Origin of the sequence: Neorhizobium sp. IRS_2294 (assembly GCF_050500145.1) — a bacterium.
Taxonomy (GTDB): Bacteria; Pseudomonadota; Alphaproteobacteria; order Rhizobiales; family Rhizobiaceae; genus Neorhizobium; species Neorhizobium soli.
Window position 1 is genome coordinate 1,212,417 of the sequence record NZ_CP191439.1, and the last position, 24,848, is coordinate 1,237,264.

24 protein-coding genes and 1 other annotated feature are annotated in these 24,848 nt (G+C 60.5%); of the genes, 17 read left to right on the forward strand and 7 right to left on the reverse strand.

The annotated features are described in order from the left end of the window. Positions 1-160: 160 nt before the first annotated feature. The 3 genes from aspS (at position 161) to ACQY1K_RS05825 (ending at position 4,245) form a co-directional block, all read left to right on the forward strand. On the forward strand, positions 161-1,951 hold the full coding sequence (gene aspS, locus ACQY1K_RS05815; protein ID WP_062453292.1) for an aspartate--tRNA ligase: 1,791 nt from the start codon (positions 161-163) through the stop codon (positions 1,949-1,951). A gap of 175 nt (positions 1,952-2,126) precedes the next feature. Then, positions 2,127-2,447, forward strand: a complete 321-nt coding sequence (locus ACQY1K_RS05820; RefSeq protein WP_062579936.1) for a DUF1236 domain-containing protein — start codon at positions 2,127-2,129, stop codon at positions 2,445-2,447. 174 nt (positions 2,448-2,621) lie between these two features. Beyond that, positions 2,622-2,679 (forward strand) — a sequence feature (sul1 is cis-regulatory element that is thought to sense ions involved in sulfur or methionine metabolism; They are found in Alphaproteobacteria). Between the two features lie 75 nt (positions 2,680-2,754). Then, positions 2,755-4,245 (forward strand): SulP family inorganic anion transporter, encoded by a 1,491-nt coding sequence (locus tag ACQY1K_RS05825; protein ID WP_430250205.1) that lies wholly within the window; start codon positions 2,755-2,757, stop codon positions 4,243-4,245. A gap of 82 nt (positions 4,246-4,327) precedes the next feature. Here ACQY1K_RS05825 and ACQY1K_RS05830 read toward each other — a convergent pair whose 3' ends face one another. Next, entirely contained in the window at positions 4,328-5,518 is a 1,191-nt protein-coding gene (locus ACQY1K_RS05830) for a hypothetical protein (RefSeq protein WP_062453289.1), read from the reverse strand. Positions 5,519-5,750: 232 nt separating this feature from the next. Between ACQY1K_RS05830 and parC the strand changes: the two genes are divergently transcribed. Further along, positions 5,751-8,018, forward strand: a complete 2,268-nt coding sequence (gene parC, locus ACQY1K_RS05835) for a DNA topoisomerase IV subunit A (RefSeq protein ID WP_192076733.1) — start codon at positions 5,751-5,753, stop codon at positions 8,016-8,018. Between the two features lie 45 nt (positions 8,019-8,063). Here parC and ACQY1K_RS05840 read toward each other — a convergent pair whose 3' ends face one another. From ACQY1K_RS05840 to hemB, 5 genes are all read right to left on the reverse strand, one after another. Beyond that, positions 8,064-8,450 carry a type II toxin-antitoxin system death-on-curing family toxin gene (locus ACQY1K_RS05840; RefSeq protein WP_430258517.1) on the reverse strand — a complete coding sequence of 129 codons (387 nt, stop codon included), beginning with the start codon at positions 8,448-8,450 and terminating at the stop codon, positions 8,064-8,066. Next, positions 8,450-8,671, reverse strand: coding sequence for an AbrB/MazE/SpoVT family DNA-binding domain-containing protein (locus tag ACQY1K_RS05845; RefSeq protein WP_062453286.1), 222 nt, complete (start codon positions 8,669-8,671; stop codon positions 8,450-8,452). Before ACQY1K_RS05845 ends, ACQY1K_RS05840 begins: the two co-directional genes overlap by 1 nt. Positions 8,672-8,746: 75 nt before the next feature. Next, complete coding sequence (locus tag ACQY1K_RS05850; protein ID WP_430258518.1) at positions 8,747-9,508, reverse strand: arginyltransferase; 762 nt, start codon at positions 9,506-9,508, stop codon at positions 8,747-8,749. 121 nt (positions 9,509-9,629) lie between these two features. Next, complete coding sequence (locus ACQY1K_RS05855) at positions 9,630-10,088, reverse strand: RDD family protein (RefSeq protein WP_062453284.1); 459 nt, start codon at positions 10,086-10,088, stop codon at positions 9,630-9,632. Between the two features lie 76 nt (positions 10,089-10,164). After that, on the reverse strand, positions 10,165-11,175 hold the full coding sequence (gene hemB / locus ACQY1K_RS05860) for a porphobilinogen synthase (RefSeq protein WP_244474015.1): 1,011 nt from the start codon (positions 11,173-11,175) through the stop codon (positions 10,165-10,167). Positions 11,176-11,369: 194 nt separating this feature from the next. On the opposite strand from hemB, the gene ACQY1K_RS05865 reads away from it, so the two are divergent. From ACQY1K_RS05865 to ACQY1K_RS05915, 11 genes are all read left to right on the forward strand, one after another. Then, positions 11,370-11,807, forward strand: coding sequence for a DUF6163 family protein (locus ACQY1K_RS05865; protein WP_062454738.1), 438 nt, complete (start codon positions 11,370-11,372; stop codon positions 11,805-11,807). Positions 11,808-12,040: 233 nt separating this feature from the next. Beyond that, positions 12,041-12,553: a transcriptional regulator LdtR gene (gene ldtR / locus ACQY1K_RS05870; RefSeq protein ID WP_062454736.1), complete on the forward strand. Its 513-nt coding sequence runs from the start codon at positions 12,041-12,043 to the stop codon at positions 12,551-12,553. Between the two features lie 533 nt (positions 12,554-13,086). Next, positions 13,087-14,415, forward strand: coding sequence for a L,D-transpeptidase family protein (locus ACQY1K_RS05875; RefSeq protein WP_062454734.1), 1,329 nt, complete (start codon positions 13,087-13,089; stop codon positions 14,413-14,415). Positions 14,416-14,600: 185 nt separating this feature from the next. Beyond that, positions 14,601-15,890, forward strand: coding sequence for a serine hydroxymethyltransferase (gene glyA / locus ACQY1K_RS05880; protein ID WP_062579943.1), 1,290 nt, complete (start codon positions 14,601-14,603; stop codon positions 15,888-15,890). 9 nt (positions 15,891-15,899) lie between these two features. Further along, positions 15,900-16,379 (forward strand): transcriptional regulator NrdR, encoded by a 480-nt coding sequence (nrdR, locus tag ACQY1K_RS05885; protein ID WP_062453281.1) that lies wholly within the window; start codon positions 15,900-15,902, stop codon positions 16,377-16,379. Between the two features lie 4 nt (positions 16,380-16,383). Continuing rightward, positions 16,384-17,463: a bifunctional diaminohydroxyphosphoribosylaminopyrimidine deaminase/5-amino-6-(5-phosphoribosylamino)uracil reductase RibD gene (gene ribD, locus ACQY1K_RS05890; protein ID WP_430258519.1), complete on the forward strand. Its 1,080-nt coding sequence runs from the start codon at positions 16,384-16,386 to the stop codon at positions 17,461-17,463. A gap of 9 nt (positions 17,464-17,472) precedes the next feature. Next, positions 17,473-18,084 carry a riboflavin synthase gene (locus ACQY1K_RS05895; RefSeq protein ID WP_430258520.1) on the forward strand — a complete coding sequence of 204 codons (612 nt, stop codon included), beginning with the start codon at positions 17,473-17,475 and terminating at the stop codon, positions 18,082-18,084. A 203-nt stretch (positions 18,085-18,287) separates the two neighbouring features. Beyond that, positions 18,288-18,746, forward strand: coding sequence for a 6,7-dimethyl-8-ribityllumazine synthase (ribH, locus tag ACQY1K_RS05900; RefSeq protein ID WP_062453278.1), 459 nt, complete (start codon positions 18,288-18,290; stop codon positions 18,744-18,746). Between the two features lie 4 nt (positions 18,747-18,750). Beyond that, entirely contained in the window at positions 18,751-19,230 is a 480-nt protein-coding gene (gene nusB, locus ACQY1K_RS05905) for a transcription antitermination factor NusB (protein ID WP_062453277.1), read from the forward strand. 20 nt (positions 19,231-19,250) lie between these two features. After that, the gene (locus ACQY1K_RS05910) at positions 19,251-20,480 is read left to right on the forward strand and encodes an MFS transporter (RefSeq protein WP_062579950.1); all 1,230 of its coding nucleotides are present in this window, start codon (positions 19,251-19,253) and stop codon (positions 20,478-20,480) included. Between the two features lie 164 nt (positions 20,481-20,644). Then, complete coding sequence (locus tag ACQY1K_RS05915; protein WP_430240721.1) at positions 20,645-22,786, forward strand: sodium-translocating pyrophosphatase; 2,142 nt, start codon at positions 20,645-20,647, stop codon at positions 22,784-22,786. A gap of 79 nt (positions 22,787-22,865) precedes the next feature. On the opposite strand, the gene ACQY1K_RS05920 is transcribed toward ACQY1K_RS05915, so the two are convergent. Continuing rightward, positions 22,866-23,390, reverse strand: a complete 525-nt coding sequence (locus ACQY1K_RS05920; RefSeq protein ID WP_062454732.1) for an outer membrane protein assembly factor BamE — start codon at positions 23,388-23,390, stop codon at positions 22,866-22,868. Positions 23,391-23,613: 223 nt separating this feature from the next. Here ACQY1K_RS05920 and ACQY1K_RS05925 point away from each other — a divergent pair, with 223 nt between their 5' ends. After that, positions 23,614-24,165: a ubiquinol-cytochrome C chaperone family protein gene (locus ACQY1K_RS05925; RefSeq protein ID WP_062579953.1), complete on the forward strand. Its 552-nt coding sequence runs from the start codon at positions 23,614-23,616 to the stop codon at positions 24,163-24,165. Then, on the forward strand, positions 24,162-24,740 hold the full coding sequence (locus ACQY1K_RS05930) for a YceD family protein (protein WP_430258521.1): 579 nt from the start codon (positions 24,162-24,164) through the stop codon (positions 24,738-24,740). The genes ACQY1K_RS05925 and ACQY1K_RS05930 overlap by 4 nt, the downstream gene beginning before the upstream one ends. The last annotated feature ends 108 nt before the right edge of the window (positions 24,741-24,848 follow it).

Here is a 24,848-nt window from a genome sequence, read left to right on the forward strand (position 1 = left end):
GTAAAAGCGGGGGAAAGGGCTCGAGCGCCGCGGGAGACTGTGACAAGTCTTGACAAAGCAGGCCCACCATGCGCTTTTCCGGCCGATTTTCATGGGTTCGTACGGCTGTGCTTCGCGCGCCGATGAAGCCGCTTTCAGCATCAGTCCAGGATAAAAGACAATGCATCGTTACCGCAGCCACACCTGTGCAGCCCTCCGCAAGTCGGATGTCGGCTCCAATGTCCGTATCTCCGGCTGGGTTCATCGCGTCCGTGACCATGGCGGCGTTCTGTTCATCGACCTTCGCGACCATTATGGCATGACCCAGGTCGTTGCCGACCCGGACAGCCCGGCCTTCAAGTCGGCCGAAGTCGTGCGTGGCGAGTGGGTCATCCGCATCGACGGCACCGTCAAGGCGCGTTCCGACGAGACCGTCAACAAGACGATGGCGACCGGCGAGATCGAACTCTACGCACAGGAGATCGAAGTCCTGTCCGCTGCCAAGGAACTGCCGCTGCCGGTGTTCGGCGAGCCGGAATATCCGGAAGACGTGCGCCTCAAGTACCGCTTTCTCGATCTTCGCCGCGAAACGCTGCACAAGAACATCGTCAAGCGCACGCAGATCATCGCTGCCATGCGCCGCGAAATGGCTACCTGTGGCTTTACCGAATATTCGACACCGATCCTAACCGCATCGTCGCCCGAAGGCGCGCGCGACTTCCTGGTTCCAAGCCGTATCCATCCCGGCAAGTTCTTCGCGCTGCCGCAGGCGCCGCAGCAGTACAAGCAGCTGATGATGGTGGCGGGCTTTGACCGCTACTTCCAGATCGCACCGTGTTTCCGCGACGAAGACCCGCGTGCCGACCGCCTGCCAGGCGAATTCTACCAGCTCGACCTGGAAATGAGCTTCGTTACCCAGGAAGAAGTCTGGGAGACGATGGAGCCGGTCATGCGCGGCATCTTCGAAGAGTTTGCCGAAGGCAAGCCGGTTACCAAGGAGTTTCCGCGGATTCCTTACGACGTCGCGCTGCGCAAATACGGCTCCGACAAGCCGGACCTGCGCAACCCGATCGAGATGGAAGCCGTCACCGAGCATTTCGCCGGCTCCGGCTTCAAGGTGTTCGCAAACATGATCGCGTCCAACCCGAAGGTCGAAGTCTGGGCGATCCCGGCCAAGACCGGCGGTTCGAGAGCGTTCTGCGACCGTATGAACGCCTGGGCGCAGGGCCAGGGCCAGCCGGGTCTCGGCTACATCTTCTGGAAGGAAGAAGACGGCAAGATCGCGGGCTCCGGTCCGCTCGCCAAGAACATCGGCGAGGAGCGCACCGAAGCCGTTCGCACCCAGCTTGGCCTCGAAGCGGGCGATGCCTGCTTCTTCGTCGCTGGCGATCCGGACAAGTTCTACAAGTTTGCCGGCGAAGCCCGTAACCGCGCTGCCGACGAGCTGAACCTTTCCGACAAGAAGCAGTTCGCCCTGTGCTGGATCGTCGACTTCCCGTTCTTCGAATACAACGAGGAAGACAAGAAGATCGACTTCGCCCACAACCCGTTCTCGATGCCGCAGGGCGGTCTCGACGCGCTGGAAAACCAGGATCCGCTGACGATCAAGGCCTACCAGTACGACATGGTTTGCAACGGCTTCGAAATCGCCTCTGGCTCGATCCGTAACCAGCTGCCGGAAGTCATGGTCAAGGCGTTCGAAATGGTCGGCCTTTCGCAGCAGGACGTGGAAGATCGCTTCGGCGGCCTCTACCGCGCATTCCAGTACGGCGCACCGCCGCATGGCGGCATGGCAGCCGGCGTCGACCGCGTCGTCATGCTTCTGACCGGTGCCAAGAACCTGCGCGAGATCACGCTGTTCCCGATGAACCAGCAGGCCCAGGATCTCCTGATGGGAGCGCCTTCGGAAGCGAGCCCGGCGCAGCTGCGCGAACTGGCGATCCGCCCGATTCCGCCGGTCAAGAAGGACTGATCTTCGGTTCTATTTCTGTGACGAGATTGGAAAGCCCGGCGCTCGAAAGACGCCGGGCTTTCCCGTTTCAGCAGGGCAGGGCTTGGTTGCAGTGCAGCGATCAGACCTTGGTCGGACGGAACCATCGCCGCGTACTTCGAGTTGTAGAGGCAGAATAAACAAATGGAGTAAGACTATGCGCAAGATCGTACTGACCGCTTCGGCGGCATTCATGGCGCTTTCGAGTGCAGCCTTCGCCCAGACGACGATCATCACGCAGGAACCAGCAATGGCACCCGCAACGGTTGTCATGCCAGGCGAAGTCCGCACCTACGTGATGGAACAGCCGGTTGAATCCGTGCCGTACGAAGGCGACGTTCTAGTCGGCCGCGTGCTGCCGGAAGCCGTTCAGGTCCGTCCTGTGCAGGGATATGACTCCTACGGTTACACGGTCGTGAACGATCGCCGCGTCATCGTCGACCCGCAGACGCGCACGGTTATTCAGGTCCTGGAATAGTACTGTCTGATTTCGGTTAGTATTTGAGAGACCGGGGCTGCCACCGCAGCTCCGGTCTTTTTGCGTCGGAGCTTTTAGTCCGTATCGCTTCGGGGCCGCTACCGTCACCGTCTCGCAGATATTCCCGTACCACGCTTGGCATCTGCAATTCTCTCCGCTATAGGTCGCCCATCACAAGGACTCAGGTGAAACTCCCGAGTGGCTCTTCCGGCCGCCGATCCGCCGGACAACGCAAAGCATCAGCCGTCTTTCTCACCCTGGAGGATACCTCCCGGCGGATGCGCTTTATTTGCGAAGTTTCCAATACATGACACAGTCAATTTCCGCCTATCGGCGCGAATGGTTCTCGAACATTCGCGGCGATCTCCTTGCCGGCATCGTCGTTGCGCTCGCGCTCATCCCCGAAGCTGTCGGTTTTTCCATCATTGCCGGCGTTGATCCAAAGGTCGGCCTGTTCGCCTCGGTCGCCATTGCCTGCACCACCGCGATCACCGGTGGCCGCCCGGCCATGATTTCGGCCGCCACAGCTGCCACTGCGGTGCTGATGGGGCCCCTTGTACGCGATCACGGCATCCAGTACCTGTTTGCCGCAACCATCTTGATGGGCATCCTGCAGATCTTCGCCGGCATGCTGAAACTCGGTCGCCTGATGCGGTTCGTGTCGAAATCGGTCATGACCGGCTTCGTCAACTCACTGGCGATCCTGATTTTTTTGGCTCAGCTTCCGCAGCTCATCAACGTTCCCGAAGTAACCTACCTGCTCATCGCATTGGCGCTCGGCATCATCTATCTGTTTCCCTATGTAACAAAAGCCATTCCGTCACCCCTTGTGGCGATCGCTGCCGTTACCATTCTGGCGCTCTCCTTCGGCATAGAGGTTCCGACCGTTGCCGATCTCGGCGCGATGCCGACGGCGCTTCCGGACTTCCTGTTGCCCGATGTGCCACTGACCCTCGAGACGCTGCGGATCATCTTTCCGTATTCGCTGGCACTCGCAGCCGTCGGTCTTCTGGAATCGCTGCTGACCGCACAGATCGTCGACGAAATGACAGACACGACCAGCAGCAAGACAAAAGAATGTTTCGGTCAGGGCAGCGGCAACATCGTTGCAGCCCTGTTCGGCGGCATGGGCGGCTGCGCCATGATCGGCCAATCGGTGATCAACGTCACGTCAGGCGGGCGAGGCCGGCTTTCGACCTTTGCCTCCGGCATATACCTGCTGATCCTGCTTCTGGTGCTGGATGATATCCTGCGCATTGTGCCGGTTGCAGCACTCGTGGCCGTCATGATCATGGTGGCGATCGGCACGTTCTCTTGGAAGTCGGTCATCGATCTCAAGCGGCATCCCGGTACATCCTCGATCGTCATGCTCTCGACCGTCGCGGTTGTTCTGGCAACGCACGATCTGTCGAAGGGCGTCATCGTCGGCGTGCTTCTGTCGGGTGTGTTCTTTGCGGGCAAGGTGGCCAGGATGGTGCGCGTGTCCTCCAGCCTTTCCGAAGAAGGCAAGGCAAGAACCTATGCGGTTGAAGGACAGGTCTTCTTCGCCTCGGCAGACGCTCTCGTTGATGCCTTCGATTTCGCCGAAAGCCTGGAGCGCGTCACGATCGACGTTCGCCGTGCGCACCTCTGGGATATCTCGGCCGTCGGGGCACTCGACCGTGCGGTGATGAAATTCCGTAGCCGCGGCATCGCCGTCGAGGTGATCGGTGCCAACGAGGCAAGCGCCTCGATGATCGACCGGTTCGCGCTGCACGACAAGGAACACGCAGCCCTTTCGGCAACCCCCGGACACTGAAGCGGCGCACCTATCCTGAACAAAACAAAGCCCCGGCAATCGCTTGCCGGGGCTTTTTCATTCATTCCGTAGAGGGAAGCGATCAGTCGTTCGCGGAGACCTTGACGCCCAGCACGTTGGGCAGCGTGTTCGGTGCGCCCATCGCTGCGCCCATGATCATCGGGAACGGAACAGGGTTTGCCGGCTCTGCTGTGATCGTCAGGTTCTCGGGCTTGTCGAGATAGGTGTTGACGGCCTGGCTCAGCATGTTCTGCAGTTCCGGAATGTTGTACTGCGACAGCACGATCGGCGTCATCGCCTTGATCATCTGTGCCATCTGCGGGCCGTTCGAACCCTGCTTCTTGCCGGCATAATCCAGCGCCTTCGCCGTCACGCCGTCATCCTCGAAGCGGATCTGGGCGGCGTTGAACGTGAGCCGCTGCATCAGGCCGAGCATGGCAAGGTTTGCCGCCTGCTGCGCTTCCTGCTTGTTCGGGTTGGCTTCCAGCGCCTTTGCGGTTTCCTGCGCGGACTTCAGGAAGTCGATCGTATAGCCGGAAAAGCTGAAGGACAAATCGAGACGGCCGACCTTGTCGAAGTCGATGGCATATTCCTCGACGGCGACAGTACCGTCGTTCTGCGTCCATGTGCCGTTGAGGTTGATGCTGCCATCCAGAGTGTTGACGCCAAGCGCCTGGATTGCCTCGCGCGACTGCGGGTCGTCGATGATGCTGAGATCCGCCTTGATTTCGTTCAGCGCCATATCGAAGTCGATACCGGAATTGTCGTCCGCAACCTCCGTCGTGACGCTGCTCGGGCCGACTGTGAGAACGGTCTTGCCGCCGACTGCGACGGTCGTGGCGCCGGTCTTGGCTTCCTCGTAGAGCAGGAGCGACTCGATTGTGTTCTTCGTGGCGTCCGCCGGTACCGTGACGCCGCTCATCGTGATGTCGGACGCGCTGATCGTGGTGGCTTCATGCGAAACGTTGATGTTAGGGAAGGTCACCTTGTCGATCGTGTAGCCACCCTCGGCTTCTTCGACGCCATCCATCGTCACAGTGCCGATCGGCATCTTCTGCGGAGCCCCTGAGGGATTGTAGGTCGCGCCTGTAAGCGTCACCTTCGACCCGTCGACGGCAACCGACTGGGCTTCGAGCGCGCCGCCCTGGATGACGAGCGCGGCGTTGATCTTCTTCAGAAGATCGTTGCCGTCGAGAGCCAAGGCCGGCCCGGCAAACACCGACAGCGCTGTGGCGGCGGCAAGCAGGCGCGCCGTGGTGGAAAAGTGGGTCATAGGTCCTCCTGGCGGGCGGCACGGCCCGGGATCAATTACAGTCTGGCTGAGGCAAGAGTTAAGGCGGACGGTGCAAAACGTCCATGCCGTAGTGTCCATTCGCTTCGGCATAATTGCGGCAGCGTAAATGTTTGTCGCCAAACAGTGAAAACTTGTGTCATCGGCCCGATCATCCACAGGGCGTTTGGATAGGTTTCTTGCCGGGAATCAGGGATTTCTATAGTCAAGTGCCATGGGAAAAATTGTAACTCCACCTGGCGACGGCTCGGGAGACGGCGGCGGCGACCACATTCAGGCGGTTGACCTGAAGGCAGCGCTCGAAGAGCGCTATCTTGCCTACGCTCTTTCCACGATCATGCACCGTGCTCTGCCTGATGTGCGCGACGGTCTGAAACCCGTCCATCGCCGTATCGTCTACGCGATGAACGAGATGGGCCTTCGCCCCAACTCGGCCTTCCGCAAATGCGCGAAGATCGTCGGTGAAGTGATGGGTAACTACCATCCGCACGGCGACCAATCGATCTACGATGCGCTTGCCCGTCTCGCGCAGGATTTCTCGCAGCGCTATCCGCTGGTCAACGGCCAGGGCAATTTCGGCAATATCGACGGCGATAGCCCCGCCGCGATGCGTTACACCGAATCGAAGATGACTGCCGTTGCCGAACTGCTGCTGCAGGGAATCGGCGAGGATGCGGTCGACTTTCGCGATACCTATGACGAGAGCAACTCCGAACCGACGGTTCTGCCCGGTGCCTTCCCGAACCTGCTGGCCAACGGCGCCTCCGGGATCGCGGTCGGCATGGCGACGTCGATCCCGTCGCACAATGCCCATGAAGTCTGCGACGCGGCGCTGCATCTCATCGCCCATCCGGATGCCAGCGTCGAAAAGCTGCTCGAGTTCATGCCGGGTCCGGATCTTCCGACCGGCGGCATCATCATCGATAACCGCGAGTCGATCCTCGAGAGCTACAAGACAGGTCGCGGCGGCTTCCGCGTCCGCGCCAAGTGGGAGATCGAGGATCTCGGCCGCGGCGGCTATCAGATCGTCGTCACCGAAATTCCCTACCAGGTGCAGAAGTCGCGCCTGATCGAAAAGATCGCCGAACTGCTGATTGCCCGCAGGCTGCCGCTGCTCGACGACATCCGCGACGAATCCGCCGAAGACGTCCGCATCATCATCGTGCCGAAGAACCGCACGGTCGATGCGACGCTGCTGATGGAATCGATGTTCAAGCTGACCGAGCTTGAAAACCGCATTCCGCTCAACATGAACTTGCTCTCGATGGGGCGCGTGCCGCGGGTGATGGCGCTGAACGAGGTGCTGCTCGAATGGCTGGCGCATCGCAAGGACGTGCTGGTTCGCCGCTCCCGCTACCGTCTGGCAGCAATCGACCGGCGGCTGGAAATCCTCGGCGGCCTGCTGATCGCCTACCTCAACATCGACGAGGTGATCCGCATCATCCGCGAGGAGGACGAGCCGAAGCCTGTCATGGTGGCGCGCTGGTCTCTGACCGACCTGCAGGTGGAATCGATCCTCAACATGCGGCTGCGCAATTTGCGCAAGCTCGAAGAGTTCGAGATCCGCACCGAGCACGATAATCTGACCAAGGAAAAGGGCGAGATCGAAGCGCTTCTCGCCTCCGACGAACAGCAGTGGAAGACCGTTGCCTGGGAGATCCAGGAGGTCAAGAAACAGTATGCCAAGGCGACCGAACTTGGCCGCCGCCGCACCCAATTCGCCAATGCGCCGGAAGCCAATCTGGAAGCAATCCAGCAGGCGATGATCGAAAAGGAACCGATCACCGTCGTGATCTCGCAGAAGGGCTGGATCCGCGCCTTGAAGGGGCACGTGACCGATACGTCGGGTCTCGTCTTCAAGGAAGGAGACGGACCGAAGATCGCGTTCACGGCGCAGACGACCGACAAGCTGCTGCTGGTAACGACCGGCGGCAAGGCCTACACGCTCGGCGCCGACAAGCTGCCGGGCGGCCGCGGCCATGGCGAGCCGATCCGCATCATCGTCGACATGGAGAACGACCAGGACATCCTGACCGCCTTCGTCCACGACGCCAGCCGCAAGATGGTGATCGCCTCGACAGCCGGCTATGGCTTTGTCATTGCCGAAAGCGAGATGGTGGCCAACACCCGCAAGGGCAAGCAAGTCATGAACGTCTCGATGCCGGACGAGGCAAAGCTGGTCGTTCAGGTCAAGGGCGATCACGTCGCGATTGTCGGCGAGAACCGCAAGATGCTGGTCTTTCCGCTCGACCAGTTGCCGGAAATGACACGCGGCAAGGGCGTGCGCCTGCAGCGCTACAAGGACGGCGGCATCTCCGACATCAGGTGTTTCGCAATCGATACCGGGCTTGCCTGGGAAGACAGTGCCGGACGCGCCTTCAACCGCAGCAAGGATGAGCTTCTCGAATGGATGGGTGACCGCGCCTCCGCCGGCCGCACCGTTCCGAAGGGCTTTCCGCGCAGCGGCAAATTCGCCGGCTGATCAGGCCTTTGGATTGAGACGGTTCGCCCTGATGGGCGGACCGGTTCAGGGGTAGGGGACCGTGTGATCGCGAAGGAACCGCGCTGCACCATCCTCGTCGATCTCGCCGGCTGCGACGGAGAGGATGAATTGGTAGAGCGTGGCGTCATCGGTATCGATGGCATACCCGTTGTCCATCAGGAAGACACCGGCTGAGACGATCGCGATCCGCTTGTTTCCGTCGATAAAAGCATTGTTCATTGCAAGAACGTAAAGATACGCTACCGCCAGCTCGATGACGTCTGTCGATCCATATGCAACCTTGTTGACGGCAAGCATCAGCGCAGATTCCAGCGCGCCCTCATCGCGCAAACCATAAGCCCCACCGAATCTTTCGATCTGGCGCAGGTGGAGGCGTTCAACCAGCGCTCGTGAAAGAAATTGGATGGCCATCACTCGGCCAGCTTCTTGAGGGCAACCTTGTATCTGTCCATGAAGCGCTCCGCATGCTCTAGCTGACGGTTGAAATCGTCATCGAGCGGCTTCAAGACCAGCTTCCCTGCTTCTTCGCTAAGATCGATATTATCTCCCGCGCGCAACCCCATCCGCTCCAGAATCTCCTTCGGGATGATGATGCCTTCGGAATTGCCGATCTTGCGGATGGTGGTCTTCATGCGCGTATCCTCGTGTTGCAACGCGAGTTACAACATGAGGATGGCCGATTTGCAATGCCGTCGGGAGAGGGGGCGTCAGACGTCGTGCGCCGGATCGGCAAGTTCCCATCCGCGGGCTGTCAGGTGTTCCTGAGGCTGGTAGCGGGTCTTGTAGCCCATCTTGGGCGACCCCTTCACCCAGTAACCGAGATAGACATGCGGCAGGCCGAGCGTCTTCGTGCGGTTGATATGGTCGAGGATCATGAAGGTGCCGAGAGAGCGCTTTTCGAGATCGGGATTGAAGAAGGAATAGACCATCGACAGCCCGTCGCTCATCATGTCGGTCAGCGCCACGGCGAGCAATTCGCCCCTCGGCGTGCCGGCGATACCGTCTCCCGGCTCGCGGCGGCGGTATTCGATGACGCGGGTGTTGACGTGCGAATCCTCGACCATGATCGCGTAGTCGAGGGCGGACATGTCCGACATCCCGCCGCGCTGGTGACGGCTGTCGAGATACCGTCGGAACAGGGAGAACTGTTCGGTCGACGGCTGCGCTGGACCAAGGGTCGCAATGATGTCGCTGTTGGTCGCGAGAACGCGCCTCATGGACTTCGCCGGCTGGAAGTCGCCTGCAAGGATTCGAACAGAAACGCAGGCACGGCACGCTTCGCAGGCTGGCCGGTAGGCGATGTTCTGGGACCGTCGAAACCCGCCTTGGGTCAATAGGTCGTTCATCTCCGCCGCGCGAGGACCGACGAGATGCGTGAACACCTTGCGTTCCATTTCACCCGATAGATACGGACAAATCGCCGGTGCCGTCAGGTAGAACTGAGGTGATGGCGTTGTCTGTGTGTTCATGGAGGTGCAGCCCGGTCCGTCGTCTTGCTCGTGGCGCTACTGATCCTAGCATGGCGCATAACGCGGAAACGTCAACTGGCGCATTTGCCGGTTGACGCATCCCTGGATCACTGTTGCGGTCTTACGACCTGCGGACGACGACGGTGCCGAGGAGGAGATCGTGAACCAGCCGCGAGCGCTCGATAAACAGGCCGGCCAGGAGCACCAGCGGCGTCAGTACCGAATTGATCACCCAGAACAGTACCGTGTGAACCATGGCAGTCAGGAAATCCATCCGGCGCCCGTCGACCCGTGTCATGGCAAGCCCCATGGCGCGCATGCCCGGAGATCCCTGGCTGGCGCCACCGAGCGTCAGGCCGAAATAGAGGAGGGCGACGATGAAGAACAACGCGGGATAGAGCATGAAGCCAAGCCCGAGCGTCAGAATTCCCAAGAAGAACACGATCACCGCTGCAGGGATGCACAGCAGAAGAACGAACAGGTAATCGATGACAAAGGCGAAGATCCGGCGTGACAGAACGCCGCTATAGGCGCGCCAATTGTCCGGTGCGGCATAGGTCGGGTTCGGTTCGAAGCTCATTCGCGTGGTTCTCCAGTTGTACCAAACCCGATATAAGAGGTGGCAAGCCCAACAGCAAGGTTTGCCACCATAGGCTTTAAACCCGGCCGAGTTTCTTCGCGGCCTCGATCGCAAAGTAGGTCAGGATGCCGTCGCAGCCGGCGCGCTTGAAGCAGAGCAGCGTCTCCATCATGATCCGGTCGCCGTCGATCCAGCCGTTCATCGCCGCCGCCTTGATCTGCGAATATTCGCCGGAGACCTGATAGGCGTAGGTCGGCAGGCCGAAAGCTTCCTTCACGCGCCAACAGATATCGAGATAGGCGATACCCGGCTTGACCATCAGCATGTCGGCGCCTTCTTCCACGTCGAGTGCCGCGTCGCGCATCGCTTCGGTGCCGTTGGCGGGCGAGATGTAATAGGCGTTCTTGTCGCCCTTCAGGAGCCCGCTCGTATTGATCGCCTCACGGTACGGACCGTAAAATCCCGAGGAGAACTTTGTCGCATAGGACATGATGCCGACATCCTGGTGACCGGCAGCGTCGAGCCCGCGGCGGATGGCGCCGATGCGACCGTCCATCATCTCGGACGGCGCGATGATGTCGGCACCTGCATCCGCCTGCAGGACCGCCGCCTTGATCACCTGATCAACCGTCTCGTCGTTGACGATGATGCCCTCACGCAGGATGCCGTCATGGCCATGGCTGGTGAATGGATCGAGCGCCACGTCGGTGATGACGCCGATATTGGGCACCGCTTTCTTCGCGGCGATGGTGAACTGGTTGATGAGGTTGTTCGGATCGAGGATCGCTGATCCCGTCTCATCGCGCAGGTTCATCTCGATGTCGGGGAAGGGCGCAACAGCTGGAATGCCGAGATCGGCCGCTTCCCGTATGGCTTCCACCGCCTTGTCGACGCTCATCCGGTTGACCCCGGGCATCGACTTGATCGGATCGACGATGCCGGTGCCGGGCACGATGAAGATCGGCCAGATCAGGTCGTCCACGGTCAGCCGGTTCTCCTGCACCATGCGTCGCGTCCAGTCTGCCTTGCGGTTGCGCCGCATGCGGCGATGACCGGTGACGTGGTCGACGAGGTGGGTCTTGTCCATGACGGATACTCCGTTCTTATTGCTCGCTGCTGACGAGAGCGTTTCCTGGCTGGATTGAAACATTCTGCCGGAGCAGGCTTGTGTCAGGTCAAACGCTCTAACACGCGAGAAACTGTTTATGAATGGGGCTTACTGCGCATTGCTGCCATGCGGCCTGCTGGCGGCTCGCGACGTCTCCCGATATGATCGAAGGCATGGAATCTGATTCACCCACGGTACCCAAGCGCACGCTGACGGAAATCCTTTTCGTCGTCTTCCTCAGGATTATCGCGGTTGCCTGCCTATGGTTCGGCATCCAGTACTGGGCGATGCTGGTCGGCTATTCGCTGCACGGCATGGCGCGCTTCGATCTTCTGGCGCCGCCATGGAAAGTGGCGGCGGCCTCGCTTGCCGTTCTGTTCCCGGTTGCCTCGCTCGGTTTGTGGCTCACCGTGTCCTGGGGCGCGGTGCTCTGGACCATCGCAGCGTTCTCGCAGGTGCTGATGTATCTCGTCTGGCCAGAAATCTTCGGACGGAACACTCTTGTGCCCATCCTGCACGGCCTCGTGGCCGCCATTTACGGCGTGTTTCGGCTCTCTTTATGGCTGGAAGAGCGGCGCAAGGCGGAGCGGGTAAGGATTGATTCACCTTGACCCTAAAGCTTTGGCGCCTTTATTTGGCCTGAAATTTCGACCTAACCCATTGATTTCAATAGGGCGGAAATAAGGGTGAGGGGGAGGCAGCTAGACTGCCGACGATTGGAAAAACTTCTGCAAGATTTTGTTAACCCTTTGTTTTAAGTCGAATTTTATGCGCTTTCGTTAGTGTCTGTCTCAAGGCGGGAATAAACAAACACACCGCCAAGCAAAACAGTGAGGCAGTCATGATGAACACGAAAATGAAGCCGCAGGCACCGGTCGCAGCAGACATCAACGAAGACCCGATCCGTTCGCTTTATATGGAATCGCTCCACCTGGTCGAGCGTCTTCACCGCCGCCTGCTCGACGTCATCAAGGACGAGTTCGACCGCCAGGGTCGCGACGACGTCAACGCCATCCAGGCACTTCTCCTCTTCAACATCGGCAACTCGGAACTCACTGCCGGTGAACTGCGCTCGCGCGGTTACTATCTCGGCTCCAACGTTTCCTACAACGTCAAGAAGCTGGTCGACCTCGGTTTCATCAACCACCAGCGTTCGCGCATCGACCGCCGCTCGGTCCGCATCAGCCTGACCAAGGAAGGCCAGGAAGTCGCAGAAACCGTCGCCAAGCTCTATGATCGCCACGTCGGCTCGATCGAAAAGGTCGGCGGCATCGGCGAAGGCGAGTTCTCGCAGATGAACAAGCTGCTGCAGCGCCTCGACCGCTTCTGGAACGACAGCATCGCTTACCGCATGTAATATCTGCCATCGCCGCGCCGCGCTCCTGAACCACCGGAGGCGCGACGGCGGCACGGCAAAGACAACTGTCGGCGCCTGCATTTCCTCCAGTCATGCAGTGGCACGACACACATATCGGGCGGAGCGTAGCAATACGCTCCGCCGATCCCGTTTCAGAGCTCCAGATGTCCTCTATCATGGTCGCCTGATGCAGGCTCTTTCAGAACACCGGAACGCAGCGTTCTCTCGCTCCACAGCGCACTCCCAACCTCCCGAAATGGCTTCGAGTTCGCGCCTGCCACATTTCCCGTTGAGTATCTCGAAGGAGGCCGAAAAGTCACGCTTTCACACGGCTTTGTGACGCTGCAGCAACTGACACGAATTGGCCATATTGCTATGGGACCGCCATGCTTGAACAGGTTCGGGAAACTCGTGCTACTCCAGATGGCCCCCCGAGCATTTCCAGCAGCCCAGCCGCGGAATTTTGCGCGTTTATTAACCATATCCCTGTAGCGCTTTTGTTTTGAAGCCTCTGGGACCAGATGGACAGGATGATGTCGAAAAAGATCGGATCGGAATTGCTTTCCCGCCGCGCCATGTTGCGTTCGGCCGTCTCCGTGGGTGCCGCCGTTCTGGCCGCGCCGGCTTTGGCGCAGTCGACGCTCGATGGCATCATGACCGCGCCTCGTCGTGGCAACTGGGATGACCAGTTCGATGCGCGTGGTTCGCGCTCGGCCGTCGGTGTCGTCTCCAACAATCCGATCCTTGGTTCCGAAGGCCCGGCAAACATCCAGCAGGCAATTGCCTTCTATCAGCAGATCGTTTCTGCAGGTGGCTGGCCAGATGTCAATTCGTCCGTGCGCCTGCAGCTCGGCGTCGTTGATCCGTCGGTGCAGAACCTGCGCCGTCGCCTGATGATCGCCGGCGATCTCGATCAGTCCGCAGGCATGTCCAGCTCGTTCGACAGCAATGTCGACGGTGCCGTCAAGCGCTTCCAGGCCCGTCACGGCCTGCCGGCAGATGGCGTGCTTGGCGAGTTCAGCGTCAAGGCGATGAACGTTCCGGCCCAGACACGTCTGATGCAGCTCGAAACCAACCGGGTTCGCCTGCAGTCGATGTCCGGTGATCTCGGTTCGCGTTACGTCATGGTCAACATCCCGGCGGCCTATGTTGAAGCGGTCGAGAACGATCGCGTGGCGCTGCGCACCAATGCGGTCGTCGGCCGTATCGACCGCCCGACCCATGCGATCAATTCGAAGATCTACGAAGTCATCCTCAATCCTTACTGGACCGCACCGCGCTCGATCGTCGAAAAAGACATTGTGCCGTTGATGCGCAAGGACCCGACCTACCTGACGCGCAACAACATCCGTCTGATCGACGGTCGTGGCCAGGAAGTGTCGCCGGAAACCGTGGATTGGAATGCCCCCAAGGCGCCGAACTTCATGTTCCGCCAGGATCCGGGCAAGATCAACGCGATGTCCTCGACGAAGATCAACTTCCACAACCCGAACAACGAATACATGCACGACACGCCCCAGCAGGGCCTGTTCAACAAGCTGATGCGCTTTGAGTCCTCGGGCTGCATGCGTATCCAGAACGTGCGCGATCTCGTGACCTGGCTGCTGCGCGATACGCCCGGCTGGTCGCGCCAGGAAATCGAACGGGTTATCGCTGCTCGCCAGAACAACCCGATCAAGCTCAGCCAGGAAGTTCCGGTCTATATCGTCTATGTCACGGCATGGTCGGCAAAGGACCAGGTCGTCCAGTTCCGCGACGACATCTACCAGCGCGACGGCAACCAGGAACTGGCTCTGCAGACCACGACCGGCGTGGAGCGTGCCTCCGGTGCGATCACCGAACAGGATCTTCTGCCGCAATAAGCAGGACGTCGCTGACGAACGACGAAGTCGATTGAAAGGCCGCATCGCCCGAAAGGGTGGTGCGGCCTTTTGCCGTTGTCTCGAAACGGAGTTGGACGCGCAAATGTCGCTCCGTGTATTGCCCTGATCGGAAGGGAAGGCTAAGACGCGTCACATCGCCTGCCACCCTTCGAGGAGCCTCGCACATGTCCAATACCGAAGCATTCTTCTCCCGCCCGCTGGCCGAATCCGATCCGGATATTTTTGGCGCGATCGAGAAGGAACTTGGCCGTCAACGCCATGAGATCGAACTGATCGCCTCGGAAAACATCGTGTCGCGTGCCGTGCTCGAAGCCCAGGGCTCGATCATGACCAACAAGTATGCCGAGGGCTATCCGGGCAAGCGCTACTACGGCGGCTGCCAGTTCGTCGACATCGCCGAAGAACTTGCCATCGAACGCGCTAAGAAGCTGTTCGGTGTGAACTTCGCCAACGTCCAGCCCAATTCCGGTTCGCAGATGAACCAGGCCGTGTTCCTGGCGCTGCTGCAGCCGGGCGACACGTTCATGGGCCTCGATCTCAACTCGGGCGGTCACCTGACCCATGGTTCGCCGGTCAACATGTCCGGCAAGTGGTTCAACGTTGTGTCCTACGGCGTTCGTGAAGGCGACAACCTTCTCGATATGGATGCCGTGGCCGAGAAGGCCCGCACGACCAAGCCGAAGCTGATCATCGCCGGCGGCACGGCCTATTCCCGCACCTGGGACTGGAAACGTTTCCGCGAGATCGCCGACGAAGTCGGTGCCTGGCTCATGGTCGACATGGCGCATATCGCCGGTCTTGTTGCCGGCAACCAGCATCCGTCGCCGTTCCCGCACTGCCATGTAGCGACCACCACGACCCACAAGTCGCTGCGCGGGCCGCGCGGCGGCATGATCCTCACCAATGACGAGGATCTGGCGAAGAAATTCAACTCGGCTGTCTTCCCCGGCCTGCAGGGCGGCCCGCTGATGCATGTCATCGCCGCCAAGGCGGTGGCCTTCGGCGAAGCGCTGCAGCCTGAATTCCAGGATTATGCAGCTCAGATCGTCAAGAACGCCAAGGCCCTGTCGGAAACACTGGTGGCAGGCGGTCTCGACATCGTCTCCGGCGGTACCGACAACCACCTGATGCTGGTCGATCTGCGCAAGAAGAACGCGACCGGAAAGCGGGCCGAAGCAGCGCTTGGCCGCGGCTATATCACCTGCAACAAGAACGGCATTCCGTTCGACCCTGAAAAGCCCTTCGTCACGTCCGGTATCCGTCTCGGCACGCCGGCCGGAACGACGCGCGGCTTCAAGGAAGCCGAGTTCACCGAAATCGGTAATCTGATCGTCGAACTGCTTGACGGCCTGAAGACGGCCAATTCGGACGAGGGCAATGCGGTGGTGGAAGCGGGTGTCCGCGAAAAGGTGATGACGCTCACCAATCGCTTCCCGATGTACCCGTACCTCTAAGGAAACACGATGCGCTGCCCCTATTGCGGTTCGGAAGATACCCAGGTCAAGGACTCGCGTCCGGCCGAGGATTTCACCTCCATAAGGCGGCGGCGCATTTGCCCTGACTGCGGCGGTCGCTTCACGACATTCGAGCGCGTGCAGTTGCGCGAGCTGCTGGTGTCGAAGAAGACCGGCCGCAAGGTACCTTTCGACCGCAACAAGCTGGTGCGGTCGTTCCAGATCGCGCTGCGCAAGCGGCCCGTCGATCCCGACCGCATCGAGCGCGCCGTCTCCGGCATCGTCCGGCGCCTCGAAAGCTCGGGCGAGAGCGAAATCTCCTCCGAAGAGATCGGCCTGCAGGTGCTCGAATCGCTGAAAAGCCTCGATGACGTCGCCTTCGTGCGCTACGCATCCGTTTATCGCGACTTCTCCCATGCGGAGGACTTCGAGAAAGTGATTTCCGAGATCAACGCCAAGATTGCCCGCGATCCCGGGCTGGAGTCCTGACGCCATGTCGGAGGCCGACGACCAGCGGTTCATGGCCGCAGCGCTGAGGCTGTCGCGCTGGCATGAAGGCCAGACCATGACCAATCCATCGGTCGGCTGCGTGCTCGTCAGGGATGGTGCCATTGTTGGTGCAGCGGTTACGGCCCGCGATGGCCGACCACATGCGGAAGCCCGCGCGCTCGCCGTTGCCGGCGAGAAGGCGAGGGGGGCGACCGCCTATGTGACGCTCGAACCTTGCGCCCATCACGGCAAGACCCCGCCCTGCGCCAATGCGCTCGTGGCGGCCGGTGTTTCCCGCGTTGTCGTCAGCGTCGCCGATCCCGATCCGCGCGTCTCCGGTCAGGGATTGAAGATCCTGCACGATGCGGGCATCGCGACCGAGCTTGGCCTCATGGAAGATGACGGCAAGCGCGCGCTCGCCGGTTATCTCTCCCGCCAGATCCGCCACCGCCCTTACGTCACGCTCAAGCTTGCCGTCTCGGCCGATGGAATGCTGGGACGCCGTGGCGAGGAAGTGCTGATCACCGGGCCGCTCGCCCGTGCCCAGGTGCATGTCATGCGCGCCGAAAGCGATGCGATCCTGGTTGGTATGGGAACCGTCCGTTCCGACGATCCGCAACTAACGGTCCGGCTTCCCGAGATGAGCGACAGATCGCCCGTCCGCATTATTCTAGACCGCCGTCTCGAACTGCCGCTCGACAGCCTTCTGGTGAAGTCTGCCCGCGACGTGCCTGTGATCGTCGCCTGCGTGCCGGTCTCGCAAGAGTCCGAAAAGCGCGAGAAACTTCTGGCCGCAGGTGTCGATGTGATCGAGGCAGGCGATCTCGCAGCACTTCTCGACCAGTTGGCGACACGCGGAGTTTCCCTTCTATTCGTCGAAGGCGGCGCAACGGTTGGCAAGGCCTTTCTGGATGCCGGCCTCGTCGATCGGATCGTGCTGTCGCAGGGGCCGACGATGGTGGGTGAGGGCGGTCTTGAATCGCCTCTGTCGCCATCCGATATGCCGGAGGGTTTCCAGCTGGTTCGTGAGGATACGTTCGGTCCCGACCGTTCCTACGATTTCCAGAAAATCGAGCAGTCATAGAGGTCGTCGATGTTTACCGGAATTGTCACCGATGTCGGAACCGTAGCGGCGACGACCCCGATGGACGAGGGCGTCAAGCTCCGTATCGCCACGAGCTACGATCCGAAGACGATCACGATGGGTGCGTCGATCGCTCATGGCGGTGTCTGCCTCACCGTGACCAACTTACCGGACGATGGCAGCAACGAGCGCTGGTTCGAGGTGGAAGCCTGGGAAGAAGCGCTGCGGCTGACAACGATCGCTGGCTGGACATCCGGTACCCGCGTCAATCTGGAGCGGGCGCTGAAGATCGGCGACGAACTGGGCGGCCACATCGTCTCCGGCCATGTCGACGGTAAGGCGGAGATCCTGTCCGTGACCTCGGAAGGCGAAGCAGTCCGCATTCGCCTTCGGGCGCCGGAAAGTCTCGCCCGCTTCGTCGCGCCGAAGGGTTCGGTTGCGCTCGATGGCACATCGCTCACCGTCAACGCTGTCGATAACACCGATTTCGACGTGCTGCTGATCAGGCACACGCTGGGCGTCACCACATGGGGCGATCGCCAGGCCGGCGATTTCGTCAATTTCGAAGTCGATACGATGGCTCGTTACGCAGCAAGGCTTGCCCAGTTCCCGACAGGCTGAGGCTGACCCGACGACATGCGGAAACAGGCGGCAGCGGGCAAGCTGCGCTCCTCCTGTTCCGCCCCGATGACGTTGCACAATAGGTATTCGCGCCCTGCAACGCAGCGTTCAGCGAAAACCACTTGCCATTCCCGGCCGGGCATGTTTTGACCGCCGACTATTCGGCCTGTCGCCCAACGCGCCGATGTAACCAAGGTGAAATCATGCCGCAAGAACACGCACCTCACATCCTGATCGTGGAAGCACGGTTTTATGACGACATGGCTGACGCGCTGCTCGATGGCGCAACGACCGCTCTCAAGGATGCGGGTGCGACCTACGACGTGGTGACGGTTCCGGGAGCCCTCGAAATTCCGCCGGCAATCGCCATGGCGCTCGATGCCGGCGATCAGGACGGCACGTCCTATGACGGCTTTGTCGCACTCGGCATGGTCATCCGTGGCGAAACCTACCATTTCGACATCGTCTCGAACGAATCCTCGCGCGCGCTGATGGATCTTGCGGTCTCCGAATCGCTGGCGATCGGCAATGGCATCATGACCGTCGAGAACGACGAGCAGGCCTGGGTGCGCATCAAGCGGTCCGAAAAGGACAAGGGCGGCTTTGCGGCCCGTGCCTGCCTCACCATGATCGCGCTGCGCGAAAAGCTGAATGGTGGTTGATAGAATGTCCAAAGAAGGCGAGCATCCGGTCAAGCCGGCAAATCAGCGTGGCGCGGCGCGTCTGGCAGCCGTCCAGGCCCTGTATCAGATGGATGTCGGCGGCACAGGCGTTCTCGAGGTCGTGGCCGAATATGAGGCGCATCGTCTCGGCCAGGAACTCGATGGCGATACCTATCTCAAGGCGGACGCCTCCTGGTTCCGCTCTATCGTTGCCGGCGTCGTGCGCGATCAGGACAAGATCGACCCGCTGATCCGCTCGGCGCTCCAGGAGGACTGGCTGCTGTCGCGGATCGATTCGACCCTGCGCGCCATCCTGCGTGCCGGAACGTTCGAGATCGTCGAGCGCAAGGATGTCCCGGTGGCCGTCATCGTCACCGAGTATGTCGAAATTGCCCGCGCGTTCTTCGAGGAAGACGAGCCGAAGGTCGTCAATGCGGTTCTCGACCGCATTGCCAAGCAGATCCGCGGCGACGCGAAGAAGTAACATCCCGGAAAGAGCATCAGATGGACGAAGCGGTCGAGCGTCAAAGAATTGACTTGAGCACCGCCCGCCGCAGCGTCTTTCTGCTCGCAGGCACCCAGGCCATCCTGGGGTCTGCCACACCTCTCACAGTGTCGATCGGCGCTCTTGCCGGCTACCAGCTTCTCGGCGACGACAAGTCGCTTGCGACAGCGCCGATCACCGCGTTCAACCTCGGCACGGCCGTCGGTGCGGTGCTGATTGCCATCGCGTCCAAGTTCCTGGGCCGCAAGGCGGCCTTCATGTCGGGCGGCATGCTCGGCGCGATCGGCGGCGGGCTTGCGGCAATTGCGCTGTTTCGCGGTGATTTCTGGCTGTTTGCCTTCGCGCTGCTGCTGGTCGGGTCCTGCGCCGGTTTCACCCAGAAGATCCGCTTCGCCGCTGCCGATATTTCTCCCAAAGCCTATAAGCCGCGAGCCATCTCCTGGATCCTCGGGGCCGGTATCGTCTCGGCGATCGTCGGGCCTCAGCTCTCCATCGCCGCAAAGGATTGGCTGGCGCCGGTGACCTTCGCCGGTGCGTTCCTGATGCTGATCCCGCTCTGCCTTGCCGGTATCTGCATCATGGCCTTCCTGCGTCTTCCGACCAAGGCGGATGCGTCGCTCTCAACCCAGCAGCCGCCGGCACGGTCGCTGCGGGAAATCGTCGTGACGCAGCGGTTCATGACCGGCATGGTCTGCGGTATCTGCACCTACGCGCTGATGACCTTCGTGATGACTGGTGCGCCGCTCGCCATGGTGATCGGCTGCGGCTTTCCGACGGAACTGGCGGCGCTCGGCATTCAGTGGCATGTGCTCGCCATGTTCGGCCCAAGCTTTTTCACCGGCATGCTGATCACCCGCTTCGGCGCGGAAAAAGTGGTCGCCGCCGGCCTCGTCACGCTGATGGGCTGCGCGATCGTTGCCCATATGGGCGTGGAATTGTGGAATTTCTGGCTGGCGCTGGTCCTGCTCGGGATAGGTTGGAATTTCGGTTTCATCGGCTCGACCACGATCGTCGCCTCCAGCTATCGCCCGCAGGAGGCCGACAAGGTGCAGGGGTTTCATGACATCGTCCTCTTCGGCACGGTGGCACTGTCCTCCTTCTCCTCGGGCAAGGTGTTCGTCACCTGGGGCTGGTCATTCATCAACCTGGTGATCTGGCCGGTCGCGATCTTCTGCCTTCTTCTCATTCTGGCGCTGATGCTGCGCAGGCCCGTCGCAAAAGCCAACTGACCCGGTTCTATTACCGTCGTAGCGCTTGACGGCGGTTGTTCCTCACCGCAATCTCACCCGCGCATGGCAACAGCTGCGTTCCTTGGGAGGGGAAAGCCGTTGCTGGAGGGTGCAGAATGCCGGGGCGGCATCGGCCGTAGCCGGTCAGGGAGAGGAAAATTCGCATGACTGTAATTCTAGGTGTGATCGTCTGCGGTCTGCTGTCGATCATTTATGCTGCATGGGCCACGCGTTCCGTACTTGCCGCCGATCAAGGCAATCAGCGGATGCAGGAGATCGCCGGTTATATCCGGGAAGGCGCGCAGGCCTATCTGTCACGTCAGTACATGACGATTGCCATCGTCGGCGTGCTGGTTGCGGGTCTCACATGGTTTCTTCTGTCTGGCACGGCAGCCATCGGCTTCATCATCGGCGCCGTTCTCTCGGGCGCTGCCGGCTTCATCGGCATGCACGTGTCGGTGCGGGCCAATGTGCGCACGGCGCAGGCGGCATCCCATAGTCTGGCGGCAGGTCTCGACATTGCCTTCAAGTCTGGCGCCATCACCGGCATGCTTGTCGCGGGCCTCGCACTGCTCGGCGTGTCCATCTACTTTTTCATCCTGACAACTGTGCTTGGCCATGCGGTCGGTTCACGCGAAGTGATCGATGCCCTTGTGGCACTCGGCTTCGGTGCCTCGCTGATCTCGATCTTCGCGCGCCTCGGCGGCGGCATCTTCACCAAAGGCGCCGATGTCGGCGGCGATCTCGTCGGCAAGGTGGAAGCCGGTATTCCGGAAGACGATCCACGCAACCCGGCAACGATCGCCGACAATGTGGGCGACAATGTCGGTGACTGCGCCGGCATGGCGGCCGACCTGTTCGAGACCTACGCAGTCTCGGTCGTTGCGACCATGGTGCTCGCGGCAATCTTCTTTGCCGGCAGCGCCGTCATCGACCAGGCGATGCTCTATCCGCTGGCGATCTGCGGCACCTGCATCATCACCTCGATCGTCGGCACGTTCTTCGTCAAGCTCGGCACAAACGGCTCGATCATGGGCGCCCTCTACAAGGGACTGATCGTGACGGGGCTGCTGTCCATTGTCGGGCTTGCGATCGCGACCTCGATCACCATTGGCTGGGGAATGATCGGCACGGTTGCCGGCATGGACATCACCGGCGCCAGACTGTTTGCCTGTGGCCTTGTCGGGCTCGTGGTGACGGCACTGATCGTTGTGATCACCGAATACTATACCGGCACCAACAAGCGGCCGGTCAATTCCATCGCCCAGGCTTCCGTCACGGGCCACGGCACCAACGTCATCCAGGGGCTGGCCGTCTCGCTGGAATCGACCGCACTGCCGGCACTCGTCATCGTTGGCGGCATCATCTCCACCTATCAGCTCGCCGGACTGTTCGGCACAGGCATTGCCGTCACCGCCATGCTCGGCCTTGCCGGAATGATCGTGGCACTCGATGCCTTCGGCCCTGTCACCGACAATGCCGGCGGCATTGCCGAAATGGCGCATCTGCCGCCGGATGTTCGCAAAGCCACGGATGCTCTGGATGCCGTCGGTAATACGACCAAGGCCGTCACCAAGGGCTACGCGATCGGCTCGGCCGGTCTGGGCGCACTGGTGCTGTTTGCGGCCTATGCCAACGATCTCCAGTACTTCGTGGCAAACGCCGATAAATATCCGTACTTCCAGGGGGTAGGCCAGATCTCGTTCAGCCTGTCCAATCCGTATGTGGTCGCCGGTCTGCTGTTCGGCGGCCTCATCCCGTATCTGTTCGGCGGCATCGCCATGACGGCGGTCGGCAAGGCGGCAAGCTCGATTGTCGAGGAAGTTCGCCGGCAGTTCCGCGAAAAGCCCGGCATCATGCAAGGAACGGAAAAGCCCGACTACGGCCGCGCGGTCGATATCCTGACCAAGGCTGCGATTCGCGAAATGATCGTGCCCTCGCTGCTCCCGGTTCTCGCGCCGATCTTCGTCTATTTCGGCGTGCTTCTCGTCTCGGGCGGCGACAAGGCGTCCGCCTTTGCAGCGCTCGGTGCCTCGCTTCTCGGCGTCATCATCAACGGCCTGTTCGTCGCGATCTCGATGACCTCGGGCGGCGGCGCCTGGGACAATGCCAAGAAGAGCTTCGAGGACGGTTTCGTCGATAAGGACGGCACCCGCCACATGAAGGGATCCGAAGCCCACAAGGCTTCGGTGACAGGCGATACGGTGGGTGACCCCTACAAGGATACGGCAGGCCCTGCCGTCAACCCGGCGATCAAGATCACCAACATCGTCGCCCTTCTGCTGCTCGCGGTTCTCGCCCACTAGAAGCAGGTCTCATCCAGACAAAAGAAAGCCCGCGGTACCATTGGTATCGCGGGCTTTTTGATATTCGGAAATGCGCTTGTCAGTTGCCCATGCTCTGCAGCATGTTGCGGATCTGGCCTGCACCGCCGCTTGCTGCTCCGGAACCACCCGACAGAAGCTGCTGCAGGAAGGTAAGGTCGCGGCCGCCGGTTGGCGTCGTGCGCGAGATCGTGTCGAACACCTTGCCGTCCTGAAGTGCGTAGTTGGCGCGCTGGGCGACCACGCCGTTCTTGTCGAAATAGATGGCAAGCACGCTCTGCTCGACGATCTGCGGCTTCATGAAGGCTGCCCGACGGTGGCGCTTCTGGGAAATGTAATAGAACACTTCCGTATCGAAGGTCGCGGTCGTCGACGGTGTACCCATGGTCAGGATCACCTGCTCGCGGCTTGAACCGACAGGGATCAGGTTCAGCGACTGCTGGTCAACGACATAGCCGTTGTACATCGTGTCGCCGATTTCCATGGACGTGCAGCCGGAAACTGCAATCGATGCAACGACAAGGGCCGCCGCCGTTTTGCTCAACGCTTTCATTTCGTATCCGAAAACCCGCTTCTTCAACGGTATCCCCCACATGTCGATGTGCCGGCGGAAGCCGGTTACTCTGCTGCTCATACCATTGTGGCTATTCCGGGGACAGCTGACTGCCGCTTCCGGATAGCCGAACCGAAGCCCGCCGATGGCGAATGCATTGCAATTCGTGCCTGCTTCGGTAAACCAGCTTTCGTTTGCATGCAACATCGCCAGCTTCGACCATGACGCAAACATGAAGGCAAATGCAGGAAACACGATGATATTCGGCCTGTTCAAAAAGAAAAACAGCAATCAGACCATCGTCAACCGGCAATACTACGCCCTGACGTCGGCAGCGCGCATCCCCGTCTTCTACGAGGATTTCGGCGTACCCGATACCGTGATGGGCCGGTTTGAAATGCTGTCCATCGTGATGATCCTGTTTTTTCGCCGGACGGCGAAGTCGGGGCCGAGCGGGCAGGAACTGGCGCAGGAGATCGTCGATGCCTTCTTTCAGGATATCGACCATTCGATTCGCGAGCTCGGAATCGGCGACCAGGGGGTTCCGAAGCGGATGAAGAAGCTCGCGGGCATGTTCTACGGTCGGCTAGAAACCTACGCCGCAGCTCTCGACAGCGGCGACGAAACCGCGCTTGCCGCAGCGCTGCACCGTAATATCCATCCTAAAGCCACCGATATACAAGACATGAGCGCACTTGCGCACTGGATGACAACCACCGAAACCGCTATGTCAGCGGTCTCGGAAGATACGATTTCCCGTGGGCTGCTGGTCGTGCCGCAGCCGGTCCGGGAAGGCGAGGAACAATGAAACGCGATCAAGAACCCAGCAAGGCCAAAGGCGGCAAGCCTCCGTTCTCCTATCCTGTGAAGGTCGGAAACATTTCGGCCAATCCCGTCACTGTCACTGTTGAAGCCGATGAAAACGAGCTGAAGGGCTTGGCCGTTCTCTGGGACGTCGTATCGGTCAGTTCGTTGAAGGCGGAAATCTACATTGCCCGCTGGAAGAAGGACGGCGTGCGCCTCAAGGGCCACGTCAAGGCCGCCGTCACCCAGGCCTGCGTGGTGACGCTCGATCCGGTGTCGTCGACCATTTCAGAAGATTTCGATCAGGTCTTCGTGCCTGAGGGATCCAAGCTTGCGCGCGTCGTCACTGCCGAAAGCGCCGAGATGGTGGTCGATCCTGATGGTCCGGACCTGCCGGAAATGTTCGTTGGTGATACGATCGATGCGGGCGAGGTCGTTGCCGAGTTCGTGGCACTGGCGATAGACCCTTATCCGCGCAGGCCGGGCATCGATTTCAAGGACCATATCGAGAGCGACCCAAACGATCCGGCGACCAAACCCAATCCGTTTGCTGCGCTCAAGGATTGGAAAAAAGACTGAGACCGGTTGTAAGCAGAAACAAAACCTATATTTTGGCCACGATTTCGCCGGCAGGGCGGCGCATGAGCGTGCCCACTGAAGAAGCAAAAGTCGGCGCAGGCATTCGTT

Coding starts and splice junctions, on each gene's coding strand:
- aspS (WP_062453292.1), top strand. CDS start 161: ATGCATCGTTACCGCAGCCACACCTGTGCAGCCCTCCGCAAGTCGGAT.
- ACQY1K_RS05820 (WP_062579936.1), top strand. CDS start 2,127: ATGCGCAAGATCGTACTGACCGCTTCGGCGGCATTCATGGCGCTTTCG.
- ACQY1K_RS05825 (WP_430250205.1), top strand. CDS start 2,755: ATGACACAGTCAATTTCCGCCTATCGGCGCGAATGGTTCTCGAACATT.
- ACQY1K_RS05830 (WP_062453289.1), bottom strand. CDS start 5,518: ATGACCCACTTTTCCACCACGGCGCGCCTGCTTGCCGCCGCCACAGCG.
- parC (WP_192076733.1), top strand. CDS start 5,751: ATGGGAAAAATTGTAACTCCACCTGGCGACGGCTCGGGAGACGGCGGC.
- ACQY1K_RS05840 (WP_430258517.1), bottom strand. CDS start 8,450: ATGGCCATCCAATTTCTTTCACGAGCGCTGGTTGAACGCCTCCACCTG.
- ACQY1K_RS05845 (WP_062453286.1), bottom strand. CDS start 8,671: ATGAAGACCACCATCCGCAAGATCGGCAATTCCGAAGGCATCATCATC.
- ACQY1K_RS05850 (WP_430258518.1), bottom strand. CDS start 9,508: ATGAACACACAGACAACGCCATCACCTCAGTTCTACCTGACGGCACCG.
- ACQY1K_RS05855 (WP_062453284.1), bottom strand. CDS start 10,088: ATGAGCTTCGAACCGAACCCGACCTATGCCGCACCGGACAATTGGCGC.
- hemB (WP_244474015.1), bottom strand. CDS start 11,175: ATGGACAAGACCCACCTCGTCGACCACGTCACCGGTCATCGCCGCATG.
- ACQY1K_RS05865 (WP_062454738.1), top strand. CDS start 11,370: ATGGAATCTGATTCACCCACGGTACCCAAGCGCACGCTGACGGAAATC.
- ldtR (WP_062454736.1), top strand. CDS start 12,041: ATGAACACGAAAATGAAGCCGCAGGCACCGGTCGCAGCAGACATCAAC.
- ACQY1K_RS05875 (WP_062454734.1), top strand. CDS start 13,087: ATGTCGAAAAAGATCGGATCGGAATTGCTTTCCCGCCGCGCCATGTTG.
- glyA (WP_062579943.1), top strand. CDS start 14,601: ATGTCCAATACCGAAGCATTCTTCTCCCGCCCGCTGGCCGAATCCGAT.
- nrdR (WP_062453281.1), top strand. CDS start 15,900: ATGCGCTGCCCCTATTGCGGTTCGGAAGATACCCAGGTCAAGGACTCG.
- ribD (WP_430258519.1), top strand. CDS start 16,384: ATGTCGGAGGCCGACGACCAGCGGTTCATGGCCGCAGCGCTGAGGCTG.
- ACQY1K_RS05895 (WP_430258520.1), top strand. CDS start 17,473: ATGTTTACCGGAATTGTCACCGATGTCGGAACCGTAGCGGCGACGACC.
- ribH (WP_062453278.1), top strand. CDS start 18,288: ATGCCGCAAGAACACGCACCTCACATCCTGATCGTGGAAGCACGGTTT.
- nusB (WP_062453277.1), top strand. CDS start 18,751: ATGTCCAAAGAAGGCGAGCATCCGGTCAAGCCGGCAAATCAGCGTGGC.
- ACQY1K_RS05910 (WP_062579950.1), top strand. CDS start 19,251: ATGGACGAAGCGGTCGAGCGTCAAAGAATTGACTTGAGCACCGCCCGC.
- ACQY1K_RS05915 (WP_430240721.1), top strand. CDS start 20,645: ATGACTGTAATTCTAGGTGTGATCGTCTGCGGTCTGCTGTCGATCATT.
- ACQY1K_RS05925 (WP_062579953.1), top strand. CDS start 23,614: ATGATATTCGGCCTGTTCAAAAAGAAAAACAGCAATCAGACCATCGTC.
- ACQY1K_RS05930 (WP_430258521.1), top strand. CDS start 24,162: ATGAAACGCGATCAAGAACCCAGCAAGGCCAAAGGCGGCAAGCCTCCG.